The following is a 19,210-nucleotide window of genomic DNA, read 5'->3' as shown; positions in this document are numbered from 1 at the left end:
ATCGGGATCGATGGACCGCCGGCAGCCGCCGGCAAGGCATCAGGCCGCGATCGGGGGCCGCAACAGGGTTTCGATCCGGTGCGATCGGTAATCGGTGACCAGCGCGGCCGGTTGCACCTGCGCGCGCAGCGGCAACTGCCCCCAGGCCAGCGCCGGCAGCATCGCCGGGCTATGCCCATGGCAGTAGCCGCTGTGCATCAGGGCATGCAGCAGGCCGGCTCCATCGCGCTCGCCGGCATCGTCTTCGTCGGCACCGTCGTGGCCGTGCGGTGCGCTGTTGTCCAGGTGTGCCTGGTCGTGCGCCAGCGCATGCACATCGCCCAGCGCGCAGGCCACCGGTGCCACCAGCACGCCCAGCACCAGTACCAGCAACGCCATCAGGCGCAGCAAGGAAGGCAATCGACGGGCGCGGCGGAGCAGCATGGGCGGCAGCGTATCGGGGCCAGCGCGGTTACACAATCGCAGATGGGCGATGGCGGGCGGGGGCCCGCATTAGCCGTGGCGGCTATCGGGACGGCTTCGCGGCCAGGGCCGCTCCTACGGGGGTGCGGTGTCGATGGGATGGCTGACGCACACATGCTTCGTAGGAGCGGACCCGGCCGCGACGCGGTGCCGGCACCGGATGCAGAAAACCGATCCAACCAGCGGTGCCGGCGATGCGATCAAGCGCCACGGCGTGGCGGCTCTCGGGACGGCGTCGCGGCCAGGGCCGCTCCTACGCGGAGCGCGGCGTCGATGGATGGCTGAGGCGCACACTGCTTCGTAGGAGCGGACCCGGCCGCGACGCGGTGCCGGCACCGGATGCAGAAAACCGATCCAACCAGCGGTGCCGGCGATGCGATCAAGCGCCACGGCGTGGCGGCTCTCGGGACGGCGTCGCGGCCAGGGCCGCTCCTACGCAGGTGCGGCCTCGGTGGGTCAGGGTGTGGCAGCAGTGGCCGGCTTGGTCTTCGCCGGGCGCGCCTTGCTCTCGGCGATGAAGGCGCGCACCTGCTGCTCGAGCACCGGCAGCGTGACCGAGCCCTGGCGCAACACCACGTCGTGGAAGGCCTTGATGTCGAAGCGATCGCCCAGTTCCTTCTCGGCTTCGGCGCGCAGCTTGACGATGCTGATCTCGCCCAGCTTGTAGCTCAGCGCCTGGCCGGGCCAGGAGATGTAGCGGTCCACTTCGGTGGTGACTTCGTGTTCGCTGAGCGCGGTGCGGTCGCGCAGATAGGCCAGCGCCTGTTCGCGGGTCCAGCCGTCGTGGTGCACGCCGGTGTCGATCACCAGCCGGCAGGCGCGCCACATCTCGTAGGTGAGCCGGCCGAACTCTTCGTACGGTGTCTCGTAGATGCCCATTTCCTGGCCGAGTTTTTCGGTGTACAGCGCCCAGCCTTCGCCATAGGCGGAGATGTAGTTCTCGCGGCGGAACGCCGGCTGCTCGCCCTGTTCCAGCGCCACCGAGCCCTGCAGCGAATGACCGGGCGAGGACTCGTGCAGGGTCAGCGCCGGCAGGTTGTACAGCGGCCGCGACGGCAGGTTGTAGGTGTTGACCCAATAGGTCGTCGCGCCGCCACGGCCGGCGGTCCAGAACGGCGCGATGTCCTCGGGCACCGGCTTGATGGTGAAGCGCCCGCGCGGCAGCGTGCCGATGAACTTGCCCACCTGCCCGTCCACGCGCTTGGAAATCCACGCGGCGCGATCGAGCAACTCCTGCGGGGTCTTGGCGTAGAACTGCGGATCGGTGCGCAGGAAGGTCAGAAATTGCGCGAAGCTGCCCTTGAAACCGACCTGCTGGATGATCGCGTTCATCTGGGTCTGGATGCGCGCCACTTCGTCCAGGCCGATCTGGTGGATCTGTTCGGGCGTCAGTTCTAGCGTGGTGTATTCGCGGATCTGCTGGCGATAGAACGCCTTGCCGTCGGGCATGGCTTCCGCGGCCAGCGTGGTGCGTGCCTTGGGCATGTAGTCGTTACGAAAGAAGCTCAGCAGCTTGCTGTACGCCGGAAGGACGGCAGTGCGCAGCGCCGCCTTGGCCTGTTCGCGCAGCTGCGCCTGCTCGGCGGCGGGAATCTGCGCCGGTAGCTGCTTGAACGGTGCGTAGAAGGTCGATTCGGTGGGGTCCTTGACCTCGGCCACGCTGGCGATGGAGACATCGCGCCCGTCCAGCACCGCACGCGGCACGCTGAAGCCACGCGCCAGGCCGCTGCGCATGTTGGCGATCTGCTGGTCGAAGTAACGCGGCACATCGTTCAGGCGCGCGATGTAGGCGCGGTACTCGGCCGCGCTCTTCATCGGCCGCTGTGCCATGAAGCCGAGATTGGACCAGAACGAACTATCCGAATTGAACGGCATCTCGTAGGCGCGCAGGCGCACTTCGGCGGCAAGGTTCTCCACCTGCGGGCGGTAGATGGCGAAGTTGATCCGGTTGGCCGGCGAGAGCTGCTTGGGATCGATGCCGTCGAGCTGCTTGAGCACGCCGTCCCACACCGCCAGGCGCGCCTGCTGCGCGGCCGGGCCGACGTCGGGCAGATGGGTGTTGTCGCCGGTGGTGTCGGTGTCTTCGTCGGCCTGGCCGGTCTCGGCCTGCCGCCATGCCCATTCCTTTTCGTAGATCGCGCGGAAGCGTGCATCGGCGGGTGCTTCCGCGGTCAGCGTGGCCGGTGCCGGCGGCGTGGCGGCCTGGGTCGTGGCAGCGAACGAGGTGCCCAGCAGGGCGAGCGCGAGAGCGGTGGCGAGCGGAGAGGTCACGTACGGAAGCCTGATCTGGAGCGAACGCCCGATCATGGCAGCCCGCGTGTGCGCTGCCATGGGCCGGAAGTCCCAGCGTGGGCTGGTGCAGTTGCATGGCTGGAGTGTCGGTGCTGCCCCCATCCGCCCTGCGGGCACCTTCCCCCGCAAGCGGGGGAAGGAGTTGGTGGGCTGGTCGGGAACGCTCGGGAGCAATGCTTGCCCCTCTCCGCCTGCGGGAGAGCCCCCATCCCTCTTTTCCCGCTCTCGCATCTACTCCCGCCCAGCCATTCCTTTTCCCGCTTGCGGAAGAAGGTGGCGCGCAGCGCCGGATGAGGGGCTTTGGCAGTCGACCCGCTTCAGAGATCGCCGGGCGCGCTGCCCCCATCCGCCCTATGGGCACCTTCCCCCGCAAGCGGGGGAAGGAGTCGGTGGGCTGGTCGGGAACGCTCGGGAGCAATGCTTGCCTCTCTCCGCCTGCGGGAGAGCCCCCATCCCTATTTTCCCGCTCTCGCATCTACTCCCGGCCAGCCATTCCTTCTCCCGCCTGCGGTAGAAGGTGGCGCGCAGCGCCGGATGAGGGAGCTTTGGCAGTTTCGACCCGCTTCAGAGATTGCCGGGCGCGCCGCCCCATCCGCCCACCCATTCCTTCTCCCGCCTGCGGGAGAAGGTGGCGCGCAGCGCCGGATGAGGGGGCTTTGGCAGTTTCGACCCACTTCAGAGATCGCCGGGCGCGCTGCCCCCCATCCGCCCTACGGGCACCTTCCCCCGCCAGCGGGGGATGGAGTCGGTGGGCTGGTCGGGAGCAGTGTTTGCCCCCCTCTCCCGCACGCGGGAGAGGGTTGGGGTGAGGGGCGCGGCGACCCCGTGACGTGATCCGGGCTCAGGCCTTGCGTACCACCACCAGGTGTCGCTCGCCATCCAGGCCGGGTACCTGCAGCGGATGCACCTCGCCCAACGTCCATCCGGCGGGCAGTGCGGCGATTTCCTCGTGCGGGTACACGCCCTTCATCGCCAGCAGGCTGCCGCCCGGACGCAACAGGTGGCCGCCGACGGCGATGATGCCGGCCAGGGTATCCAGCGCGCGTGCGGTGAGGTGGTCGTAGGCAGCTGGCTCGTCCACCGCCTCGGCGCGCGACTCGGCCACGCGAGCATTGCGCAACTCCAAATGCCGCAGGGCCTCGCGCATGAAGCGCGCCTTCTTGCCATTGCTCTCCACCAGCGTCACCTGCAGCTGCGGGCGGGTGATGGCCAGTGGGATGCCGGGCAGGCCGGGGCCGGTGCCCAGGTCGGCCAGGGTGCCGCTGGCGATGTACGGCTGCATGGCCAGCGAATCGAGCAGGTGGCGGGTGACCATCTCGCGCGGGTCGCGCACGGCGGTGAGGTTATAGGTCTTGTTCCAACGCACCAGCAGCGCGAGATAGCGCAGCAACGGCGCAGCGAAGGCCGCATCCAGGGATTGGGCCTGCAGGCCGCGTTCGAGCGCGGCGGAAACATCGGGGGCAAGTGCGGCATCGTTCATGGCGCGATTATCGCAGGTGGCACGAAGGCAGGGAGTCGGGACTACCACCCCGGACAGCGGTGCGCAGTTCCGTCAGCCGTTCCTGCCGTACGGCGCGATGCCTCACGCGGTAGCGTGAGGGTGGAACGCCAGCGCCGCGCGGCAGTCCGGCGTGGCCTGCCATTCGTGCAGCTGCCAACGCGCCGCCTGGCCGAGTGCGGGGTCGCACCAGTGCAGGCGCAAGGCGCCATCCGGCGCCAGCGCGTACGCCAGCCGATGCAGGCCGAACGACACGCCATGCCCGTGCGCCTTGAGCAAGGCTTCCTTGGCGCACCACAGGCGAAAAAACAGCGCCTGTTGTGCGTCCGGCGCCAGGCGGCCGAGCAACGCCAGTTCGCCGGCGTGGAAGAACCGCTGCGCGATCTCCAGCAGGCGCGGGCGCGGGCGGATGCGCTCCAGGTCCACGCCCAGCCGCACGCCCTGGCCCAGGCCGACCAGCAGATATTCGCCACTATGGCTCCAGCCGGTGTCCCAGCCGGGCAGGGCCGGCTGCAGGGTCGGGCGGCCGCGCGCATCGCGCAGCAACGGCACCTGCGCCGGGTCCAGCGCCAGCGCCTGGCCCAGCAATTGCCGCGCCTGCGGCTCACCGCGTTCGCCGTGCCGGTGCGGCCGCAGCCATAGCTGCACCGGACCCAGCTGCCACTGCGCCTGCGCCGTCACGCGGCGCACACCAAACCGACTGCACCACGATTGCGTCCAACGCACTCGACAGCTGCTTCACGGGTGGCTACGTCCAATGGCGCCCACGCATCGCTTCCGGTGCGAACGAACGAGGAGAGCGTCAGCATGGGCATCATCATCTGGTTGATCGTCGGTGGCATCGTGGGTTGGCTGGCCAGCCTCATCATGCGGCGCGATGCGCAGCAGGGCATCATTCTCAACGTGGTGGTCGGTATCGTCGGCGCGATGATTGCCGGCTGGCTGTTCGGCGGTGGCATCAACCAGGCTATCACGCTGTGGACCTTCGTGTGGTCGCTGGTGGGTGCGGTGATCCTGCTGGCCATCGTCAACCTGTTTACGCGGGGCCGCGTGCGCTGAGCCGGCACCGACACGTAGGACCAACGCAACGCCCGGCCTGCCCGGGCGTTGTCGTTTCCGCCCTGCGGTTCAATCGTGCACCGCTGCGCGATCTGCCGGATGGTTGACGCCGTCTTCCACCGGTACGGCGATGCTCAGCGCATACGGGTTGACGCCCTCCAGGCAGCCGACGTTGTAGCCGTACTCGCTGGGATCGGAGCGGCGCCGGTGATGGGTATAGATCCCGCACACCCCGCAGAAATAATGCGCGGCGGTCTGCGTGTTGAACTGATATAGACGCAGCACGTCCTCGCCCTGCACGACGTGCAGGCCGTCGAGCGTGACCGAGGCGACCACCGCGCCGCGGCGGCGGCACATCGAGCAATCGCACCGGCGCGGATCCAGCAGGCCATGCGGCAGGTCCAGGTCGATCTGCACTGCGCCGCAATGGCAGCTCAGCCGATGCACCGGGCCCAGCGTCACCTCGCCGATCTTGTGGGTACTGCGCCGCAGATGCCGTTCGCTCATTGGCCTGCCTCGGCCAGCCGCACCCATGCAGGCGCATGGTCGCTGGGGCGCTCCCAGGTGCGTGGTTCCCTGTCGATGCCCGACTCCACCGCGCGTGCGCGCAGCGCCTCCGACACCAGGGTCAGGTCGATCCGCAACCCAAGGTTGCGGCGAAAACCGGCCTGGCGGTAATCCCACCAGCTGAACTGCCCGGCGTCGTCGTGGTGCAGCCGGAATGCATCGTGCAAGCCCAGCGCCAGCAGCTGCTCCAGGGCAGCGCGCTCAGCGGCCGAGGTCAGGATGTGGTGTTCGTTCCACACCGCCGCATCGTGCACGTCGCGCGCATCCGGGGCGATGTTGAAGTCGCCCAGCACCACCAGCTGCGGATGCCGCTGCAGCTCCTGGGCGATCCACTCGCGCGCGGCCTGCAGCCAGCGCAGCTTGTAGGCGTATTTCTCGGTGCCCACGTCCTGGCCGTTGACCACGTACAGATTGACGATGCGCACCCCGTCGACGGTGGCGGCGATGACGCGCTGCTGGGCGTCCTCGAAGCCGGGGATGCCCATCTGCACGTCCAGTGCCGGCGAGCGCGACAGGATCGCCACGCCGTTGTAGGTCTTCTGCCCGCAGAACACGCTGCGATAGCCGAGCGCGGCCAGCGCCGCGTCCGGGAACTTATGGTCTTCCAGCTTGGTTTCCTGGATCCCCACCACGTCGGGCGCGAAGTCGGTGAGCCACTGTTGCAGGTGCGGCAGGCGCACGTTGAGCGAGTTGACGTTCCAGGAGGCGATTTTCATGGCGCGGGCCGTAACGCAAACCACCAATGGTACCGTGGCTGCGCCGATCGGTCCGGGGTCGCGTCCGGCAGGCGCTGGCTCAGGGCCGCGGCCGCACCGCCCGATACTGCTTGCGATCGCCGCTGCGCGCGCCGCGTGGGTCCACGTTGGCGCACAGCTGGTCGCCACACAGCACCACATCGCTGTGGGCCACCGCACGCAGCACCCGCGCCTCGACCCGGTAGCGGGCCAGCTCCTGGCGCGCCTGGCCGAGCAGGTAGGCAGTGCATGCGCAGGCCAGCAACGCGGCAACGATCAGGCCGGCGCTGGCGATCCAGGCGCGCCTCAGCCACTGCTGGCGCAGCGCCTGGTGCGCCACTTCCAGCGCATCCAGCGCCGCGCCCGAGCGCGAGACGGTCGCCTCCAGGCGCCGCGAGGCAGGCGCCAGGCTGCTGTCGAGCGCCTGTTGCCAGGCCTGCTGCAGCCGCGGTACCGCGCCACCGACCAGGCGCTCGATCTGCTCCCCGTTGCGCACGGCGATGCCGCGCAGCTCAGCCATCTGCCGCTCGATGGCGGCCTGCTGGCGCTGATCGCGGGTCTCCAGCGTGGTGGCCATCAGCGCCAGCGCCCTGGCCAGTTCCTTCAGCTCGTCCTTGTCCATCGCCCTCTCCTGCTCCCGGTCTCGCGTGCCCGTGGGTTCACCCGCCACCCCCACCACCGCCGCCTCCTCCACCGCCGTCGCCCCCGCCGCCATCGCCGCTGTCGGCGGCCGCCATCATCGGCCCGCGGTGCATCAGGCTCATCACCCGCACCGGGCCGTGCGCCATCTCCAGATCGGCCGGCTGCATGTCGGTCGGTGTCCAGGCCAACTGGTTGGTCATCGCTTCCTGCTCGCGCTGGTGCAGCAGGAGCTGGCCTTCCTGCAGCAGCGCCTGCCCTTCCGGCGAATGACGGATCTTCCCGGCAGCCTTGAACACGGCGGCCTCGTCGTGGTTGCGCAGCGCCTGCAGCATCGCGTCGATATCCGGATCGCCGGTCCGCAGCGCGGAAGGCCCCTGCGATGACTGTTGTGACGGCACGCGGTCCTGGCCGAGCGCCTGGCGCGCCTGCTGCTCCTGTGCATCGATGCGCGCCTGCAGGCTGGGCACCACCGTCTCGGTCATCAGATGGCGTTCGAACGCCTCGTGCAGGGACCGCTGGCCATACACCGACAACATGCCCGTCTGGCCGACATTGGCCAGGTTGAGCGGGTTGCTGGGCGTGAAGCGGATCTGTGCGGCAGCGCCCGCGAACACCGCCGCCCCTTGCAGCGCGCCCGTGCTGGGCGCATGCGCGGTGAGGCCGGCCAGCGCATCGCCGCTGGCGTCCAGGGTGGCGTGCAGGCGCCGAGCCACGCCATCCAGTGCCTGCTGCGGCAAGGCGGTGGCGGCCTGCAGCCGATGCGCGGCCGCGGTGGCGGCGCCGGCGCTCGCCTGCAGCAACTCGCCGGCCTGCTGCGCGCTTTGCTCGCGAATCCGATCGGCCTGGGCCTGCGCCTGCTGGCGGTCGGTTTCAGCTTGCCGTTCCAGCACCCGGGCCCGATCGAGCAAGGCCGCCTGCAGGCCGTCGGGCATCCAGTCGGCGGCCGTGCGCAGCGCATCGGCGCCGGCCTGCTGCGCCTGCGCCCGCGTCTGCAATGCCAGGCGCTGCGCGCTGGCATCGACTTCGCCGGCGACCGCGCGACCACCGGCCAGCACACGGCCGACCGCGCTCCCCGAGGTTTCCAGCGCCGAGCCAGCGGCCGCACCGCTGCCTGCCACGGTGGCGCCAGCCTGGCGAAGGCTGCGCGCGGCCCCTTCGCCCGCCGCGTCCAGCATCGCATCGCCGGCCCTTCCGACCGCTGCGCTGTATTCGCCGGCGCCGCGTCCCAGTTGCGCGCCAGCCGCACCCGCGCGCAGCACGCCCAGCGCCGGGCCGGCCAGCTGCAGGCTTTCCTGCAGCGACAGGGCCTGCGCGCGGTCCACCGGCGCCCCGTCCGCACCCGGCATCTTGGCTGCCAGCACCGGCTCCACGCGCCCGGCCGCCAGCGGCAGCTCGCGCAGCAAGCGGGCGGTGTCGCCCTGCGCCAGCCGGTCCACGAAGGCGTGCACCGCCGGCTGCGCATTGGCCGGCATGTCCTGGGTCAACGCCCGGTCCAGCAGCGCCTGCCCCTCCGGCAAGGTGCGCAGCAGGGTCGCGGTATCGCCCATCACCGCCGCCAGTTGCTGCCGCCGCGCCGCATCCAGCGTGTGCAGATTGTTCTGGACACCGTCGTTGAGCAGCTCGCCTTGCACCTGGTAGGCGACGACGGTGTGGTGGGTGTCGTAGAGCTGCACACCGGGCGTCGAGCTGGCAAAGCGCGTTGCAGTCGCGGGATGCAGACCAGCGGCATTGAATGTGGTCGCCGGCGCGCCGCTCACTGCTGAAGCGGCGGACGCCATACCACCACCGAGGGAATGCCCGGCGAGTTCGAAGTCGACACGCTCATCTTTCAGGCGCAACGCCAACCGCATGGCGCGGTCATAGTAATCGGTCTGCATGCCCACGGATTGAGGGAAATTGTTGGCGAGGAAATCTTCGGAAGTGGTATCACGCAGCCCGTTTGCCGTCACCACTTCCCCAGCAGAACCCTTGTAGACCACGGTGGGTTTGTAGCCGGGGCCGAGGACTGCAGGATCTGGGAGGTAGATTTCTGCGCGGAAGCCGGATTTTTCCGGGCGTAGAAGATTGCGGAGTTCTTCGTCGCTTTCGCCATACAGCTGCGGAATGCTGCGACGAAGCCGGCCAAGATCCTCACTCCCGCGCACCCATCCCAGCGGCGCTTGCCCGCCTCCCTTTGCCGAGTCGTATACATCGTCTGCCAGCGAGGCCATCTCATGAGCATGGTAGAGCTGTTGTAGCTCGGCTACTTGCGACACTGCGTCTGTAGTGCCTTCTGCGCGCAGTTCTTGCAGTAGCTGCTCGCGTTTTCTGCGCTGATCTGGCATTTGCATATAATTCTTCCTTGCAGACCGATTCAAAGCAGCGGGATGTCTTTTTCTTCCGAGGGAAAGCCAAACGCCTTACGCATCCGTTTGTAGTGATCCGGCATCGGGGGGCGCTCGTATCCATGCGCAAGCAACCATTGTTGGCATCGGCGTTGCCATTGTGGATCGCCTGGATTTCCCGGATGCCAAAAGGCAGCCTCAATAGTTCCGGAGTCCATTCGACGTACCAGCCCCCCCCCCTCGTAAACCAACGATGGATCAGCATTGCGCTCTAAAAGCCAGTGCACCGGCTCGAAGGCACCACCGATTGCGTAGTTGTCAATCAGCGTTCCACCCATACCCGCCAACGCATTGACGTCGGCACCGCGCTCGACCAACAACTGAATGTTGCGCCATTTGTTCTGCTTGATCAGTGCATGGAACAGCAGGCTCTCGTTGTTGGCGTTGCGCGTATTTGGATCACCACCATGATCCAGCAACAGCTGCAAATAGACCGGGTCGTCCTGCTCGGCTGCCCAGACCATGGCGTTGGGATTGTTGCGAATGCCTCGATCCAGTGTCTGGTAAGGCAATGCAACATTCGGATCTGCCCCATTCTCAAGCATCGCTTTCAAGCCTGCCGGGTTATGGGTGAAGATCGGCCAGAACAGCAGCGGGTGGCCTTCCTTGGAGAAGATGCGATCCGGATTCACGCCTTCATCCTTCATCAGACGGCGGACCGTGTCCGCATCGCCCTGCTCGGCCGCCAGCGCCAGTGCCTGCGCCTTGGGGTCAGTGAAGTGGCGCTCCAGTGCATAGCGCGATTGGGCAGCCGGCGAGCAGCCGGCGAGTGCCAGCAGCCACAGGCAGCAGATCCACAGGACAAGACGTGATGGCATCGAGCGCGCTCCGTTGCGTTCGCTATACGTGTGAGGGATGGTAAGACAGTTGTGCACGGTCGCGTGCAATGCAGTGCATAAGTGAGATGCAGTGCGTAGGTCACAAGTGGAGAAACGTGCTCGAAAAGATGTGTGGATGTGCAGTCACTGGAAGGCTCCTGTCCTTGCGCGACGAGTCAAAGCAGCGGGATGTCTTCTTCTTCCGAGGGAAAGCCGAACGCCTTGCGCATGCGCTTGTAGTGATCCGGCATCGGAAGGCGCTCGTATCCATGCGCAAGCAACCATTGTTGGCATCGGCGTTGCCATTGTGGATCGCTGGGATTACCAGGGTGCCAATAGATTGAGGTGATCGTGCGTGAATCTGGCTTTTTGGCGACCATTTGACCGTCATACTCAACTCGTGGATCGGCGCCGTGTTCGAGCAGCCAGAAAATGGGCTCGAACCCACCTGTCCCCGCATAGTTTTCCAAGAGAGTTCCACCCAATCCTGCCAACGCATTGACGTCGGCACCGCGCTCGACCAACAACTGAATGTTGCGCCATTTGTTCTGCTTGATCAGTGCATGAAACAGCAAGCTCTCGTTGTTGGCGTTGCGCGTATTTGGATCACCGCCATGATCCAGCAACAGCTCCAAATAGACCGGATCTTCCTGCTCGGCTGCCCAGACCATCGCGTTGCTCACATTGGTCTGGCTTCTTCCAGGTTCCGGAGGATAGGGTTGGGCCGCATTCGGATCTGCCCCATTCTCAAGCATCGCTTTCAAGCCTGCCGGGTTATGGGTGAAGATCGGCCAGAACAGCAGCGGGTGGCCTTCCTTGGAGAAGATGCGATCCGGATTCACGCCTTCATCCTTCATCAGACGGCGGACCGTGTCCGCATCGCCCTGCTCGGCCGCCAGCGCCAGTGCCTGCGCCTTGGGGTCAGTGAAGTGGCGCTCCAGTGCATAGCGCGATTGGGCAGCCGGCGAGCAGCCGGCGAGTGCCAGCAGCCACAGGCAGCAGATCCACAGGACAAGACGTGATGGCATCGAGCGCGCTCCGTTGCACCGTCATCCGGGAGTAGGCACTGCCAGCCGAACCCTGCGCGGCTCGGCTGGCTGTCCGGGTCACGCATCGCCAGCGTGATGCAAGCGATACTGACATGGCCAGCATAGCAGGCCCAACACGCAGGAAAGACAGCGCAGGTCTACCCGTACGGGCATGGCGACAGCCCGTGTCCAGCGCTGGTCTCCACACCAGGGGCTGGCCAGGCCGCCGGGCGATGCACGTTCGAGTTGCGCCTGCCGAAGCCAACCGGCATTGCCGGCGGCGGCCAGGGTGCGGTCGCGCGATGCATGTGCAGCCCGCCACAATGCAAAACGCCGGCACAGGGCCGGCGTTTTGCACACACGTTGAGCGCGTTTGCTCAGTGACCGGATGCGCCGCTGGCACCCAGCCCGGTTTCGGCGCGGATCTGCTGGGCCTTGAACGCGATACGTTCGTTGGCCGCCTGCGGGCTGCGATCCAGGATCGAGAACAGCCAGATGCCGACAAAGCCGATGGTTACCGAGAACAGCGCCGGCGAGGTGTACGGGAACGGTGCCGAGCCGGCGGCGTTGCCCAGCGTATCCACCCACACCGACGGCGACAGCACCGTCAGCACCAGCGACGAGATCAGGCCCAGGAAGCCGCCGATCACCGCGCCGCGGGTGGTGCAGTTCTTCCACAGCAACGACAGGATCAGCACCGGGAAGTTGGCCGAGGCAGCGATGGCGAACGCCAGCGACACCATGAAGGCCACGTTCTGCTTCTCGAACACGATGCCCAGCAGCACCGCGACCGCGCCCAGCACCAGGGTGGTGGCGCGCGAGACCTTCAGCTCCGCACCCGGCGCCGGATTACCCTTCTTGATCACCGTGGCGTACAGGTCATGCGACACCGCCGAGGCGCCGGACAGGGTCAGGCCCGCGACCACCGCCAGGATGGTGGCGAAGGCCACCGCCGAGATGAAGCCCATGAACACGTTGCCGCCGACGGCATTACCGACCAGCACCGCCGCCATGTTGGCCGCACCCTTGCCGCCGTGGATGGTGCCGGTGGTGACATCGGCGAACTGCGGGTTGGTCAGCACCAGCGCGATCGCGCCGAAGCCGATGATGAAGATCAGGATGTAGAAGTAGCCGATCCAGGTGGTCGCCCACAGCACCGACTTGCGCGCCTGCTTGGCATCGGGAACGGTGAAGAAGCGCATCAGGATGTGCGGCAGGCCGGCGGTACCGAACATCAGCGCCATGCCGAAGGAGATCGCCGAGATCGGGTCCTTGACGAAACCGCCCGGGCCCATGATCGACAGGCCGGCCTTGGCCGCGTCCTCCGGCGAGGCGCCACCGTTGGCCGCCACCGCGGTCTTCACCCGCACGCCCTCGGCGAACAGCGCCTCGAAGCTGAAGTTGAAGTGCCACATGATGGCCACCGCCATGAAGGTCACGCCGGTCAGCAGCAGCACGGCCTTGATGATCTGCACCCAGGTGGTGGCGGTCATGCCGCCGAACAGCACGTAGACCATCATCAGGATGCCGACCAGGGTCACCGCGACCCAGTAGTCCAGGCCGAACAGCAGCTTGATCAGCGCGCCGGCACCGACCATCTGCGCGATCAGATAGAACAGCACCACCACCAACGTTCCCGATGCGGCGAAGCTGCGGATGGCGGTCGGTGCGAAGCGGTAGCCGGCCACGTCGGCGAAGGTGTACTTGCCGAGGTTGCGCAGCCGCTCGGCCATCAGGAAGGTCAGGATGGGCCAGCCGACCAGGAAGCCGATCGCATAGATCAGGCCGTCGTAGCCATTGGCCATCACCGCCGCCGTGATGCCCAGGAACGAGGCCGCCGACATGTAGTCGCCGGCAATGGCCAGACCGTTCTGGAAGCCGGTGATGCCGCCGCCGGCGGTGTAGAAATCCGCCGCCGAGCGGGTTTTCTTGGCCGCCCACTTGGTGATCCACAAGGTGCCCAGCACGAAGAAGCCGAACATCGCGATCGCCACCCAGTTGGTGGGCTGCTTGTCGGCCTGGCCGATGTCGCCGGCGGCCAGCGCCAGGCCGGCGGGCAGCAGACCGGCCAGAATCAGCAGAAGACGCGGGTATTTGCTCATTTGCGGGCGTCCTCCAGGATCTGCGCGGTCAGCTGGTCGTAGGTGCTATTGGCGCGACGCACGTAGATGGCGGTGATGGCGATGGTGAACACCATCACCCCGATCGCGATCGGAATGCCGATCGAGGTCACGCCGTCGCCGATCGGCCTGGCCAGGAACGCCTTGTCGAAGGCGATCAGGCCGATGTAGCCGTAGTAGGCCAGCAACATCAGCACGGTCAGTGTCCAACCCAATCGATTGCGTTGGCGTTTGAGCGCGTGGTACTTCGGATTGGCATCGATCTTGGCGATCAGTGCGTCATTCGAGACGGTCATGGTCTGTCTCCTGGAGTGCGGGCGGCACGGCCCGCCCACATGCGTGGCGGGCGGCCGGCGGGGTGAACCTTAGAAGCTGTACTTGGTGGTGAACTGCAGGCGCGAGATGTCGCCGGAGTCGCCGTTCTCGGCTTCGCGGCGGCCATACATCAGCTCCGCGCCCACATCCACCTTGGGCAGCGGCGAATAGAAGACGTTGGCGCGGATGCTCTGCTGCGACTTGCTCGCCAGCCCGCCGGTGTTGGCCAGGCTATGGTCGTAATCCACCCGCGAATACATGATGGTGCTGCGCAGCTTGGCGCTGTAGTCGTGGCGCCAGGCCAGCCACCCGGCCCAGGTGCCGACGGTGTGGATGTTGCCGTCCACATCGATCTCCACGTCCGAGCCGTTGCCCAGGCCCAGATAGCGGCCCAGGCCTTCGCCGTAGGCAAGCTGGTAACGCAGATCGTTGTTGGAGTTGATGATCCAGCGTCCGCCACCGGCGATGGCGCCGCCGAATTCGGTGTCGTTGGTCAGCGCGCTGCGGGTACGGTACTGGCGCGCGATCGCCGACAGACCGAAGGTGCCCCAGGTGCCCTTCCAGTTGTAGCGCGCGGTCAGGTCCGGCATCGCGCCATGGTCCGAGGCCAGGATGGTGTTGCCGCCCTGGTACGGCGTGGTCAGGGTTTCGGTGTTTTCCGCCGACACGCTGAAGGCGCCGCGGGTGTAGCGGATCTGGGTCTGGCGGCTGAACAAGGCACCGTCGGTCGGCCCGACGATGTCGGCCGCTTCCGGCAGGATGGTGGCGTCCACGAAGTTGGACCAGGTCTGGCCGGCCAGCCAGTTGTTCCAGCTCATGTAGGCATGGCGCAAGGTGCCGCCGTACAGATTGTTGACCTGGTTGGCCAGCGCGTTGCCGAAGAAATCCAGTTCGATGAAACCGGTGAGCTTGTCGCCGTTCTCGGTGACCGTATCCACGCCCAGGTTGAAGCGCGAGAACTTGGCATGGAAGTCGGTATCGGTGCTCGACGCCTGCCCCCCGACAGGCGTCTGCGTCGGAATGTACAGGTAACGCCCCACCGCGCCCTCGGGCAATGCGCCATCGCTGGTGCGGGTGGTCATGAAGTCGGCCTTGATGAAACCACCGTAACGGAACGTTGTCCCCGCCGCTGCGTTCGGTGTGATGCTGGTGACCTGGATCGGCCGCTTGCCGGCCGGGACCGCAGGTGCGGGCGCCGCTGCCGGCGTCTGCGCCTGCAGGGTGCGCACTTCGGTGACCTGGCTCTGGGTCTGGGCAATCTGGCCCTGCTGTTGTTGTTGCGCGGTGACCAGCAATTGAACCTGGCGTTCGAGCTCGGCAATACGTGCTTCCAGCGCCTTTTCCTTCGACGTCTGCGCGAACGCGACGCCCGGCAGGATGCTGGCCACGAACAAGGCAGCCGCCAACGGATGGCGCACCAACGGTGCAGTACGGTGTTTCATACAACCCTCTCCCCAATGAAGGCCTCGCGCTTGATGGCGATGCTGTGCGGAGCGTGAGGCAGTCCGCGGTTTGCAGCCTATTCGCCTTTGGTCGTAGCTGCAACGCAGCATTCCGCCAGATGACCGATGGTCGCACCACGCCCCGTATTGGATGTGCGCTACCGCACTGACCAGGTTACGACCATGGTCTAAGGCGGCGTTGACCGCCGGGACAGAATGGATACGGCACACTGATTGCCTACCGAGGGCAGCTGCCGCGCCCTCTCCCGACACGTTCTTCGCAAGTGAGGCTGCCATGGCTGATGTTTATCCCGTCGATCCTGCATTCGCCGCCGATGCGCGCGTGATCCGCGAGCAATACGCAGCGCTGTACCGCGAATCGATCGAGCACCCCGAACAGTTCTGGGGCAAGGCCGCGCAGCGGCTGGAGTGGTTCAAGCAGCCCACCCAGGTCAAGGACGTCAGCTACGCGCTGGACGACTTCCACATCCGCTGGTTCGCCGATGGCGAGCTCAACGCCAGCGTCAATTGCCTGGACCGCCAGCTGGCCACCCGCGGCGACAAGACCGCGCTGCTGTTCGAACCCGACAGCCCGGATGCGGCCTCCTACCCGGTGACCTATCGCGAGCTCTATGAGCGCGTCTGCAAGCTGGGCAATGCGCTGCGCAACCTGGGCGTCAAGAAGGGCGACCGGGTCACCATCTATTTGCCGATGATCGTCGACGCCGCCGTGGCCATGCTGGCCTGCGCGCGTATCGGTGCGGTGCACTCGGTGGTGTTCGGCGGCTTCGCCGCCAACTCCATCGCCGACCGGGTGATCGACTGCCAGAGCAAGCTCATCATCACCGCCGACGAGGGCCTGCGCGGCGGCAAGAAGATCCCGCTCAAGGCCAACGTGGATGCCGCGCTGAAGATCCCCGGCACGAATACGGTAGAAACCGTGCTGGTGGTGCGCCATACCGGCGGTGCGGTGGAGATGCAGGCCCCGCGCGATCGCTGGTTCCACGATGTGGTCGATGGCCAGCCGGCCGAGTGCGAGCCCGAGCGCATGAACGCCGAAGACCCGCTCTTCATCCTCTACACCTCCGGCTCCACCGGCAAGCCCAAGGGCGTGCTGCACACCACCGCCGGCTACCTGCTGTTCGCCAGCTATACCCACGAGGTGGTGTTCGACCTGCGCGAGGACGACATCTACTGGTGCACCGCCGACGTGGGCTGGGTCACCGGCCACAGCTACATCGTCTACGGCCCGCTCGCCAACGGCGCCACCGCGCTGATGTTCGAAGGCGTGCCGAACTACCCCAGCGTGTCGCGTTTCTGGGAAGTGATCGACAAGCACCAGGTCACCCTGTTCTACACCGCGCCCACCGCCATCCGCGCGCTGATGCGCGACGGCGAGGCGCCGGTCAAGAAGACCTCGCGCAAGAGCCTGCGCCTGCTCGGCAGCGTGGGCGAGCCGATCAATCCGGAAGCCTGGCGCTGGTATTACGAGGTGGTCGGCGACAGCCGCTGCCCGATCGTGGATACCTGGTGGCAGACCGAAACCGGCGGCATCCTGATCTCGCCGCTGGCCGGCGCGGTGGACCTCAAGCCCGGCTCGGCCACGCTGCCGTTCTTCGGCGTGCAACCGGCGCTGGTCGATGCCGAAGGCAAGATCCTGGAAGGCGCCACCGAGGGCAACCTGGTGCTGCTGGATTCGTGGCCGGGCCAGATGCGCAGCGTCTACGGCGACCACCAGCGCTTCATCGACACCTATTTCCGCACCTACCCGGGCAGCTACTTCACCGGCGACGGCTGCCGCCGCGACGCCGATGGCTACTACTGGATCACCGGCCGCGTGGACGACGTGATCAACGTCTCCGGCCATCGCATCGGCACCGCCGAGGTGGAAAGCGCGCTGGTCTCGCACCCCAAGGTGGCCGAAGCGGCGGTGGTCGGCTTCCCGCACGACGTCAAGGGTCAGGGCATCTATGCCTACGTCACCCTGATCGCCGGCGAGACCCCCAGCGACGAACTGCACAAGGAACTGGTGAGCTGGGTGCGCAAGGAGATCGGCCCGATCGCCTCGCCCGACCATCTGCAGTGGGCCCCCGGCCTGCCCAAGACCCGCTCGGGCAAGATCATGCGCCGCATCCTGCGCAAGATCGCCGAAAACGCACCGGACCAGTTGGGCGATACCTCTACCCTGGCCGATCCCTCGGTGGTGGATTCGCTGGTCAATGAGAGGCTGGCGCGCTGAAGGGCCGGGATTCGGGATTGGGGATTGGCTGAGGAGCGGGGATTGGTGATTTGGAATTGGGAATTCGCAGAAGCGGGTTCCCATTGCCGAGTTACCCCTCTCCTCGACCATGCATTGTTTTACTGCAATGCAGAGAGAGACGGTTCTCTTACATCGGCTATTGCGAATCGAGATTCGCTTTTCTACATCCCTAGCTCCTACGAATCCGAGCGTCCGAATCCGAACCCCGCGCTTTTACGAATCCCGAATCTCCAATCCCCACTCCCGGCCCCACCATGACCACGCTGCTGATTGCCGATGACCATCCCCTGTTCCGCGAGGCCTTGCGCGGGGCGGTGCAGCGCGTGATGCCGGGGGTGCAACTGTTCGAAGCCGACAACGTGGATGCGCTGTACACATTGGCCGATGCGCAGCCGGATGCGGACCTGTTGCTGATGGATCTCAACATGCCCGGCGCGCAGGGTTTCAGCGCGCTGGTGCATATGCGTTCGCTGCATCCGCAGCTGCCGGTGGTGGTGGTGTCCGCGCGCGAGGAGCCCACGGTGATGCGGCGGGCGATCGACCATGGCGCGTTCGGCTTCATTCCCAAGTCCGCCGACTCGGACACCATCGGCCGCGCCCTGGCCACCGTGCTCGATGGCGAGCGCTGGATCCCGGCCGAAGCGCAGAAACTGCCGCCCACCGATAGCGAAGAACGCGAAGTGGGCCAGCGCCTGCGCGATCTCACCCCGCAACAGTTCCGCGTGCTGCAGATGCTGGGCGCAGGACGGCTCAACAAGCAGATCGCCTACGACCTGGGGGTCTCGGAAGCCACCATCAAGGCGCATGTCACCGCGATCCTGCGCAAGCTCGGCGTCACCAATCGCACCCAGGCGGTACTGATGGCCGGCAAGCTCGCCATCGACGCCGACGGCATCGTGCTGCCGCCGCCGGAAGAGGAGTGAGCTGGGCGGGACGTGCCTGCGTTGGCGTCTCGGGAACGCTCCATCGCGCCCAGCTGCGCTCCGACGCCTGACCCGGCATCTGCCGAGTCGGGCAACACGATGCACTACACCGCGCACTCCGACACCGCTGTAGGAACGCCCCCGGGCGCGAGGGCGTCATCGGTAGAACGTCATCGCGTCCAAGCGCCTTCCTGCACCTTGCAGGCAGCGGCGTGCGCCCCGTCGGCGGAGTGTCTGATTCGGTGAAGGCGGCCACATCGTCCACGGTCCAGCCGATGGCAGCGAAGGCCTTGGAAACATCACTGCCGTCGTCGAGCAGCACCACCAGCTTGCGCGTGGTGGCGATCGGCTTGCCGTCCACCCACAGTCTGAAGTCGGTGAGCGCGCCGTGGTCGGCCATGCCGAAATCCATCGGCGGCATCGGAAAGGCGACCGGCACGCTCAGGTCGCGCCCGCTGGTGTTGGTGAACACATCATCCACCTGCACGCGCTCCCGCTCAAGAACAGCGCTTCCTTGTCCATGCGGATGTGCGGCTGGTGCAGCAAGCGGATCCTGCCATTGTCGTCGTCGAAACTGCTGTCGTTGGCCTGCGTACCGGTGCTGGCAAGCAACGTCAGTGTCGCCAGGCAATACGCGAAAGAAGATCGATGCATGCGTCCCCACGC

The 19,210-nt window shown here is 66.6% G+C and carries 16 protein-coding genes and 1 pseudogene; 3 read left to right on the top strand and 14 right to left on the bottom strand.

The window, feature by feature from the left end; genetic code table 11:
• Nucleotides 1–39: 39 nt before the first annotated feature.
• From XcodCFBP4690_RS16165 to XcodCFBP4690_RS16150, 4 genes are all read right to left on the bottom strand, one after another.
• A complete protein-coding gene (locus tag XcodCFBP4690_RS16165; protein WP_167394670.1) occupies nt 40–423 on the bottom strand; it encodes a DUF2946 family protein in 384 nt (127 codons plus the stop codon).
• A 495-nt stretch (nt 424–918) separates the two neighbouring features.
• Complete coding sequence (locus tag XcodCFBP4690_RS16160) at nt 919–2,733, bottom strand: DUF885 domain-containing protein (RefSeq protein WP_104542482.1); 1,815 nt, start codon at nt 2,731–2,733, stop codon at nt 919–921.
• Between the two features lie 862 nt (nt 2,734–3,595).
• Nucleotides 3,596–4,234 (bottom strand): 16S rRNA (guanine(527)-N(7))-methyltransferase RsmG, encoded by a 639-nt coding sequence (gene rsmG / locus XcodCFBP4690_RS16155; protein WP_104542438.1) that lies wholly within the window; start codon nt 4,232–4,234, stop codon nt 3,596–3,598.
• A gap of 102 nt (nt 4,235–4,336) precedes the next feature.
• Nucleotides 4,337–4,933 (bottom strand): 4'-phosphopantetheinyl transferase family protein, encoded by a 597-nt coding sequence (locus tag XcodCFBP4690_RS16150; protein ID WP_104542480.1) that lies wholly within the window; start codon nt 4,931–4,933, stop codon nt 4,337–4,339.
• Between the two features lie 126 nt (nt 4,934–5,059).
• Between XcodCFBP4690_RS16150 and XcodCFBP4690_RS16145 the strand changes: the two genes are divergently transcribed.
• Nucleotides 5,060–5,311 (top strand): GlsB/YeaQ/YmgE family stress response membrane protein, encoded by a 252-nt coding sequence (locus tag XcodCFBP4690_RS16145; protein WP_104542436.1) that lies wholly within the window; start codon nt 5,060–5,062, stop codon nt 5,309–5,311.
• Between the two features lie 69 nt (nt 5,312–5,380).
• Here XcodCFBP4690_RS16145 and XcodCFBP4690_RS16140 read toward each other — a convergent pair whose 3' ends face one another.
• The 9 genes from XcodCFBP4690_RS16140 to XcodCFBP4690_RS16100 all read right to left on the bottom strand — a co-directional run bounded on the left by XcodCFBP4690_RS16140 (nt 5,381) and on the right by XcodCFBP4690_RS16100 (nt 15,361).
• Nucleotides 5,381–5,818, bottom strand: a complete 438-nt coding sequence (locus tag XcodCFBP4690_RS16140; RefSeq protein ID WP_167394669.1) for a GFA family protein — start codon at nt 5,816–5,818, stop codon at nt 5,381–5,383.
• Nucleotides 5,815–6,594: an exodeoxyribonuclease III gene (gene xth, locus XcodCFBP4690_RS16135; RefSeq protein ID WP_104542432.1), complete on the bottom strand. Its 780-nt coding sequence runs from the start codon at nt 6,592–6,594 to the stop codon at nt 5,815–5,817. The genes XcodCFBP4690_RS16140 and xth overlap by 4 nt, the downstream gene beginning before the upstream one ends.
• Before the next feature lie 79 nt (nt 6,595–6,673).
• Nucleotides 6,674–7,234, bottom strand: coding sequence for a hypothetical protein (locus XcodCFBP4690_RS16130; protein ID WP_104542430.1), 561 nt, complete (start codon nt 7,232–7,234; stop codon nt 6,674–6,676).
• Nucleotides 7,235–7,271: 37 nt separating this feature from the next.
• On the bottom strand, nt 7,272–9,464 hold the full coding sequence (locus tag XcodCFBP4690_RS16125; protein ID WP_104542428.1) for a Tle-like phospholipase domain-containing protein: 2,193 nt from the start codon (nt 9,462–9,464) through the stop codon (nt 7,272–7,274).
• A 143-nt stretch (nt 9,465–9,607) separates the two neighbouring features.
• The gene (locus tag XcodCFBP4690_RS16120; protein WP_104542426.1) at nt 9,608–10,456 is read right to left on the bottom strand and encodes an ankyrin repeat domain-containing protein; all 849 of its coding nucleotides are present in this window, start codon (nt 10,454–10,456) and stop codon (nt 9,608–9,610) included.
• Nucleotides 10,457–10,632: 176 nt separating this feature from the next.
• Nucleotides 10,633–11,484 (bottom strand): ankyrin repeat domain-containing protein, encoded by an 852-nt coding sequence (locus XcodCFBP4690_RS16115; protein ID WP_104542425.1) that lies wholly within the window; start codon nt 11,482–11,484, stop codon nt 10,633–10,635.
• 377 nt (nt 11,485–11,861) lie between these two features.
• Entirely contained in the window at nt 11,862–13,586 is a 1,725-nt protein-coding gene (locus XcodCFBP4690_RS16110) for a cation acetate symporter (RefSeq protein ID WP_104542423.1), read from the bottom strand.
• Nucleotides 13,583–13,900 carry a DUF485 domain-containing protein gene (locus XcodCFBP4690_RS16105; RefSeq protein ID WP_104542421.1) on the bottom strand — a complete coding sequence of 106 codons (318 nt, stop codon included), beginning with the start codon at nt 13,898–13,900 and terminating at the stop codon, nt 13,583–13,585. The genes XcodCFBP4690_RS16110 and XcodCFBP4690_RS16105 overlap by 4 nt, the downstream gene beginning before the upstream one ends.
• A gap of 69 nt (nt 13,901–13,969) precedes the next feature.
• Nucleotides 13,970–15,361: a DcaP family trimeric outer membrane transporter gene (locus tag XcodCFBP4690_RS16100; RefSeq protein ID WP_167394668.1), complete on the bottom strand. Its 1,392-nt coding sequence runs from the start codon at nt 15,359–15,361 to the stop codon at nt 13,970–13,972.
• A 295-nt stretch (nt 15,362–15,656) separates the two neighbouring features.
• Between XcodCFBP4690_RS16100 and acs the strand changes: the two genes are divergently transcribed.
• Both acs and XcodCFBP4690_RS16090 read left to right on the top strand, forming a co-directional pair.
• On the top strand, nt 15,657–17,600 hold the full coding sequence (acs, locus tag XcodCFBP4690_RS16095) for an acetate--CoA ligase (protein ID WP_104542419.1): 1,944 nt from the start codon (nt 15,657–15,659) through the stop codon (nt 17,598–17,600).
• Between the two features lie 275 nt (nt 17,601–17,875).
• The gene (locus tag XcodCFBP4690_RS16090; protein WP_104542417.1) at nt 17,876–18,544 is read left to right on the top strand and encodes a response regulator transcription factor; all 669 of its coding nucleotides are present in this window, start codon (nt 17,876–17,878) and stop codon (nt 18,542–18,544) included.
• A 196-nt stretch (nt 18,545–18,740) separates the two neighbouring features.
• Here XcodCFBP4690_RS16090 and XcodCFBP4690_RS16085 read toward each other — a convergent pair.
• Nucleotides 18,741–19,198 (bottom strand): annotated as a pseudogene (locus tag XcodCFBP4690_RS16085) (DUF4424 family protein); the annotation flags it as partial.
• Between the last annotated feature and the right edge of the window lie 12 nt (nt 19,199–19,210).

The organism is Xanthomonas codiaei, assembly GCF_002939785.1.
Lineage (GTDB): Bacteria > Pseudomonadota > Gammaproteobacteria > Xanthomonadales > Xanthomonadaceae > Xanthomonas > Xanthomonas codiaei.
The sequence above is the reverse complement of the archived record's forward strand: the minus strand, read 5'-3'. Positions and strand labels throughout refer to the sequence as shown.

Bases quoted from the DNA above. Each gene is read 5' to 3' on its own strand.
- XcodCFBP4690_RS16165 (WP_167394670.1), bottom strand. From the start codon at position 423: ATGCTGCTCCGCCGCGCCCGTCGATTGCCTTCCTTGCTGCGCCTGATG.
- rsmG (WP_104542438.1), bottom strand. From the start codon at position 4,234: ATGAACGATGCCGCACTTGCCCCCGATGTTTCCGCCGCGCTCGAACGC.
- XcodCFBP4690_RS16145 (WP_104542436.1), top strand. From the start codon at position 5,060: ATGGGCATCATCATCTGGTTGATCGTCGGTGGCATCGTGGGTTGGCTG.
- XcodCFBP4690_RS16140 (WP_167394669.1), bottom strand. From the start codon at position 5,818: ATGAGCGAACGGCATCTGCGGCGCAGTACCCACAAGATCGGCGAGGTG.
- xth (WP_104542432.1), bottom strand. From the start codon at position 6,594: ATGAAAATCGCCTCCTGGAACGTCAACTCGCTCAACGTGCGCCTGCCG.
- XcodCFBP4690_RS16130 (WP_104542430.1), bottom strand. From the start codon at position 7,234: ATGGACAAGGACGAGCTGAAGGAACTGGCCAGGGCGCTGGCGCTGATG.
- XcodCFBP4690_RS16125 (WP_104542428.1), bottom strand. From the start codon at position 9,464: ATGGCCTCGCTGGCAGACGATGTATACGACTCGGCAAAGGGAGGCGGG.
- XcodCFBP4690_RS16120 (WP_104542426.1), bottom strand. From the start codon at position 10,456: ATGCCATCACGTCTTGTCCTGTGGATCTGCTGCCTGTGGCTGCTGGCA.
- XcodCFBP4690_RS16115 (WP_104542425.1), bottom strand. From the start codon at position 11,484: ATGCCATCACGTCTTGTCCTGTGGATCTGCTGCCTGTGGCTGCTGGCA.
- XcodCFBP4690_RS16110 (WP_104542423.1), bottom strand. From the start codon at position 13,586: ATGAGCAAATACCCGCGTCTTCTGCTGATTCTGGCCGGTCTGCTGCCC.
- XcodCFBP4690_RS16105 (WP_104542421.1), bottom strand. From the start codon at position 13,900: ATGACCGTCTCGAATGACGCACTGATCGCCAAGATCGATGCCAATCCG.
- XcodCFBP4690_RS16100 (WP_167394668.1), bottom strand. From the start codon at position 15,361: ATGAAACACCGTACTGCACCGTTGGTGCGCCATCCGTTGGCGGCTGCC.
- acs (WP_104542419.1), top strand. From the start codon at position 15,657: ATGGCTGATGTTTATCCCGTCGATCCTGCATTCGCCGCCGATGCGCGC.
- XcodCFBP4690_RS16090 (WP_104542417.1), top strand. From the start codon at position 17,876: ATGACCACGCTGCTGATTGCCGATGACCATCCCCTGTTCCGCGAGGCC.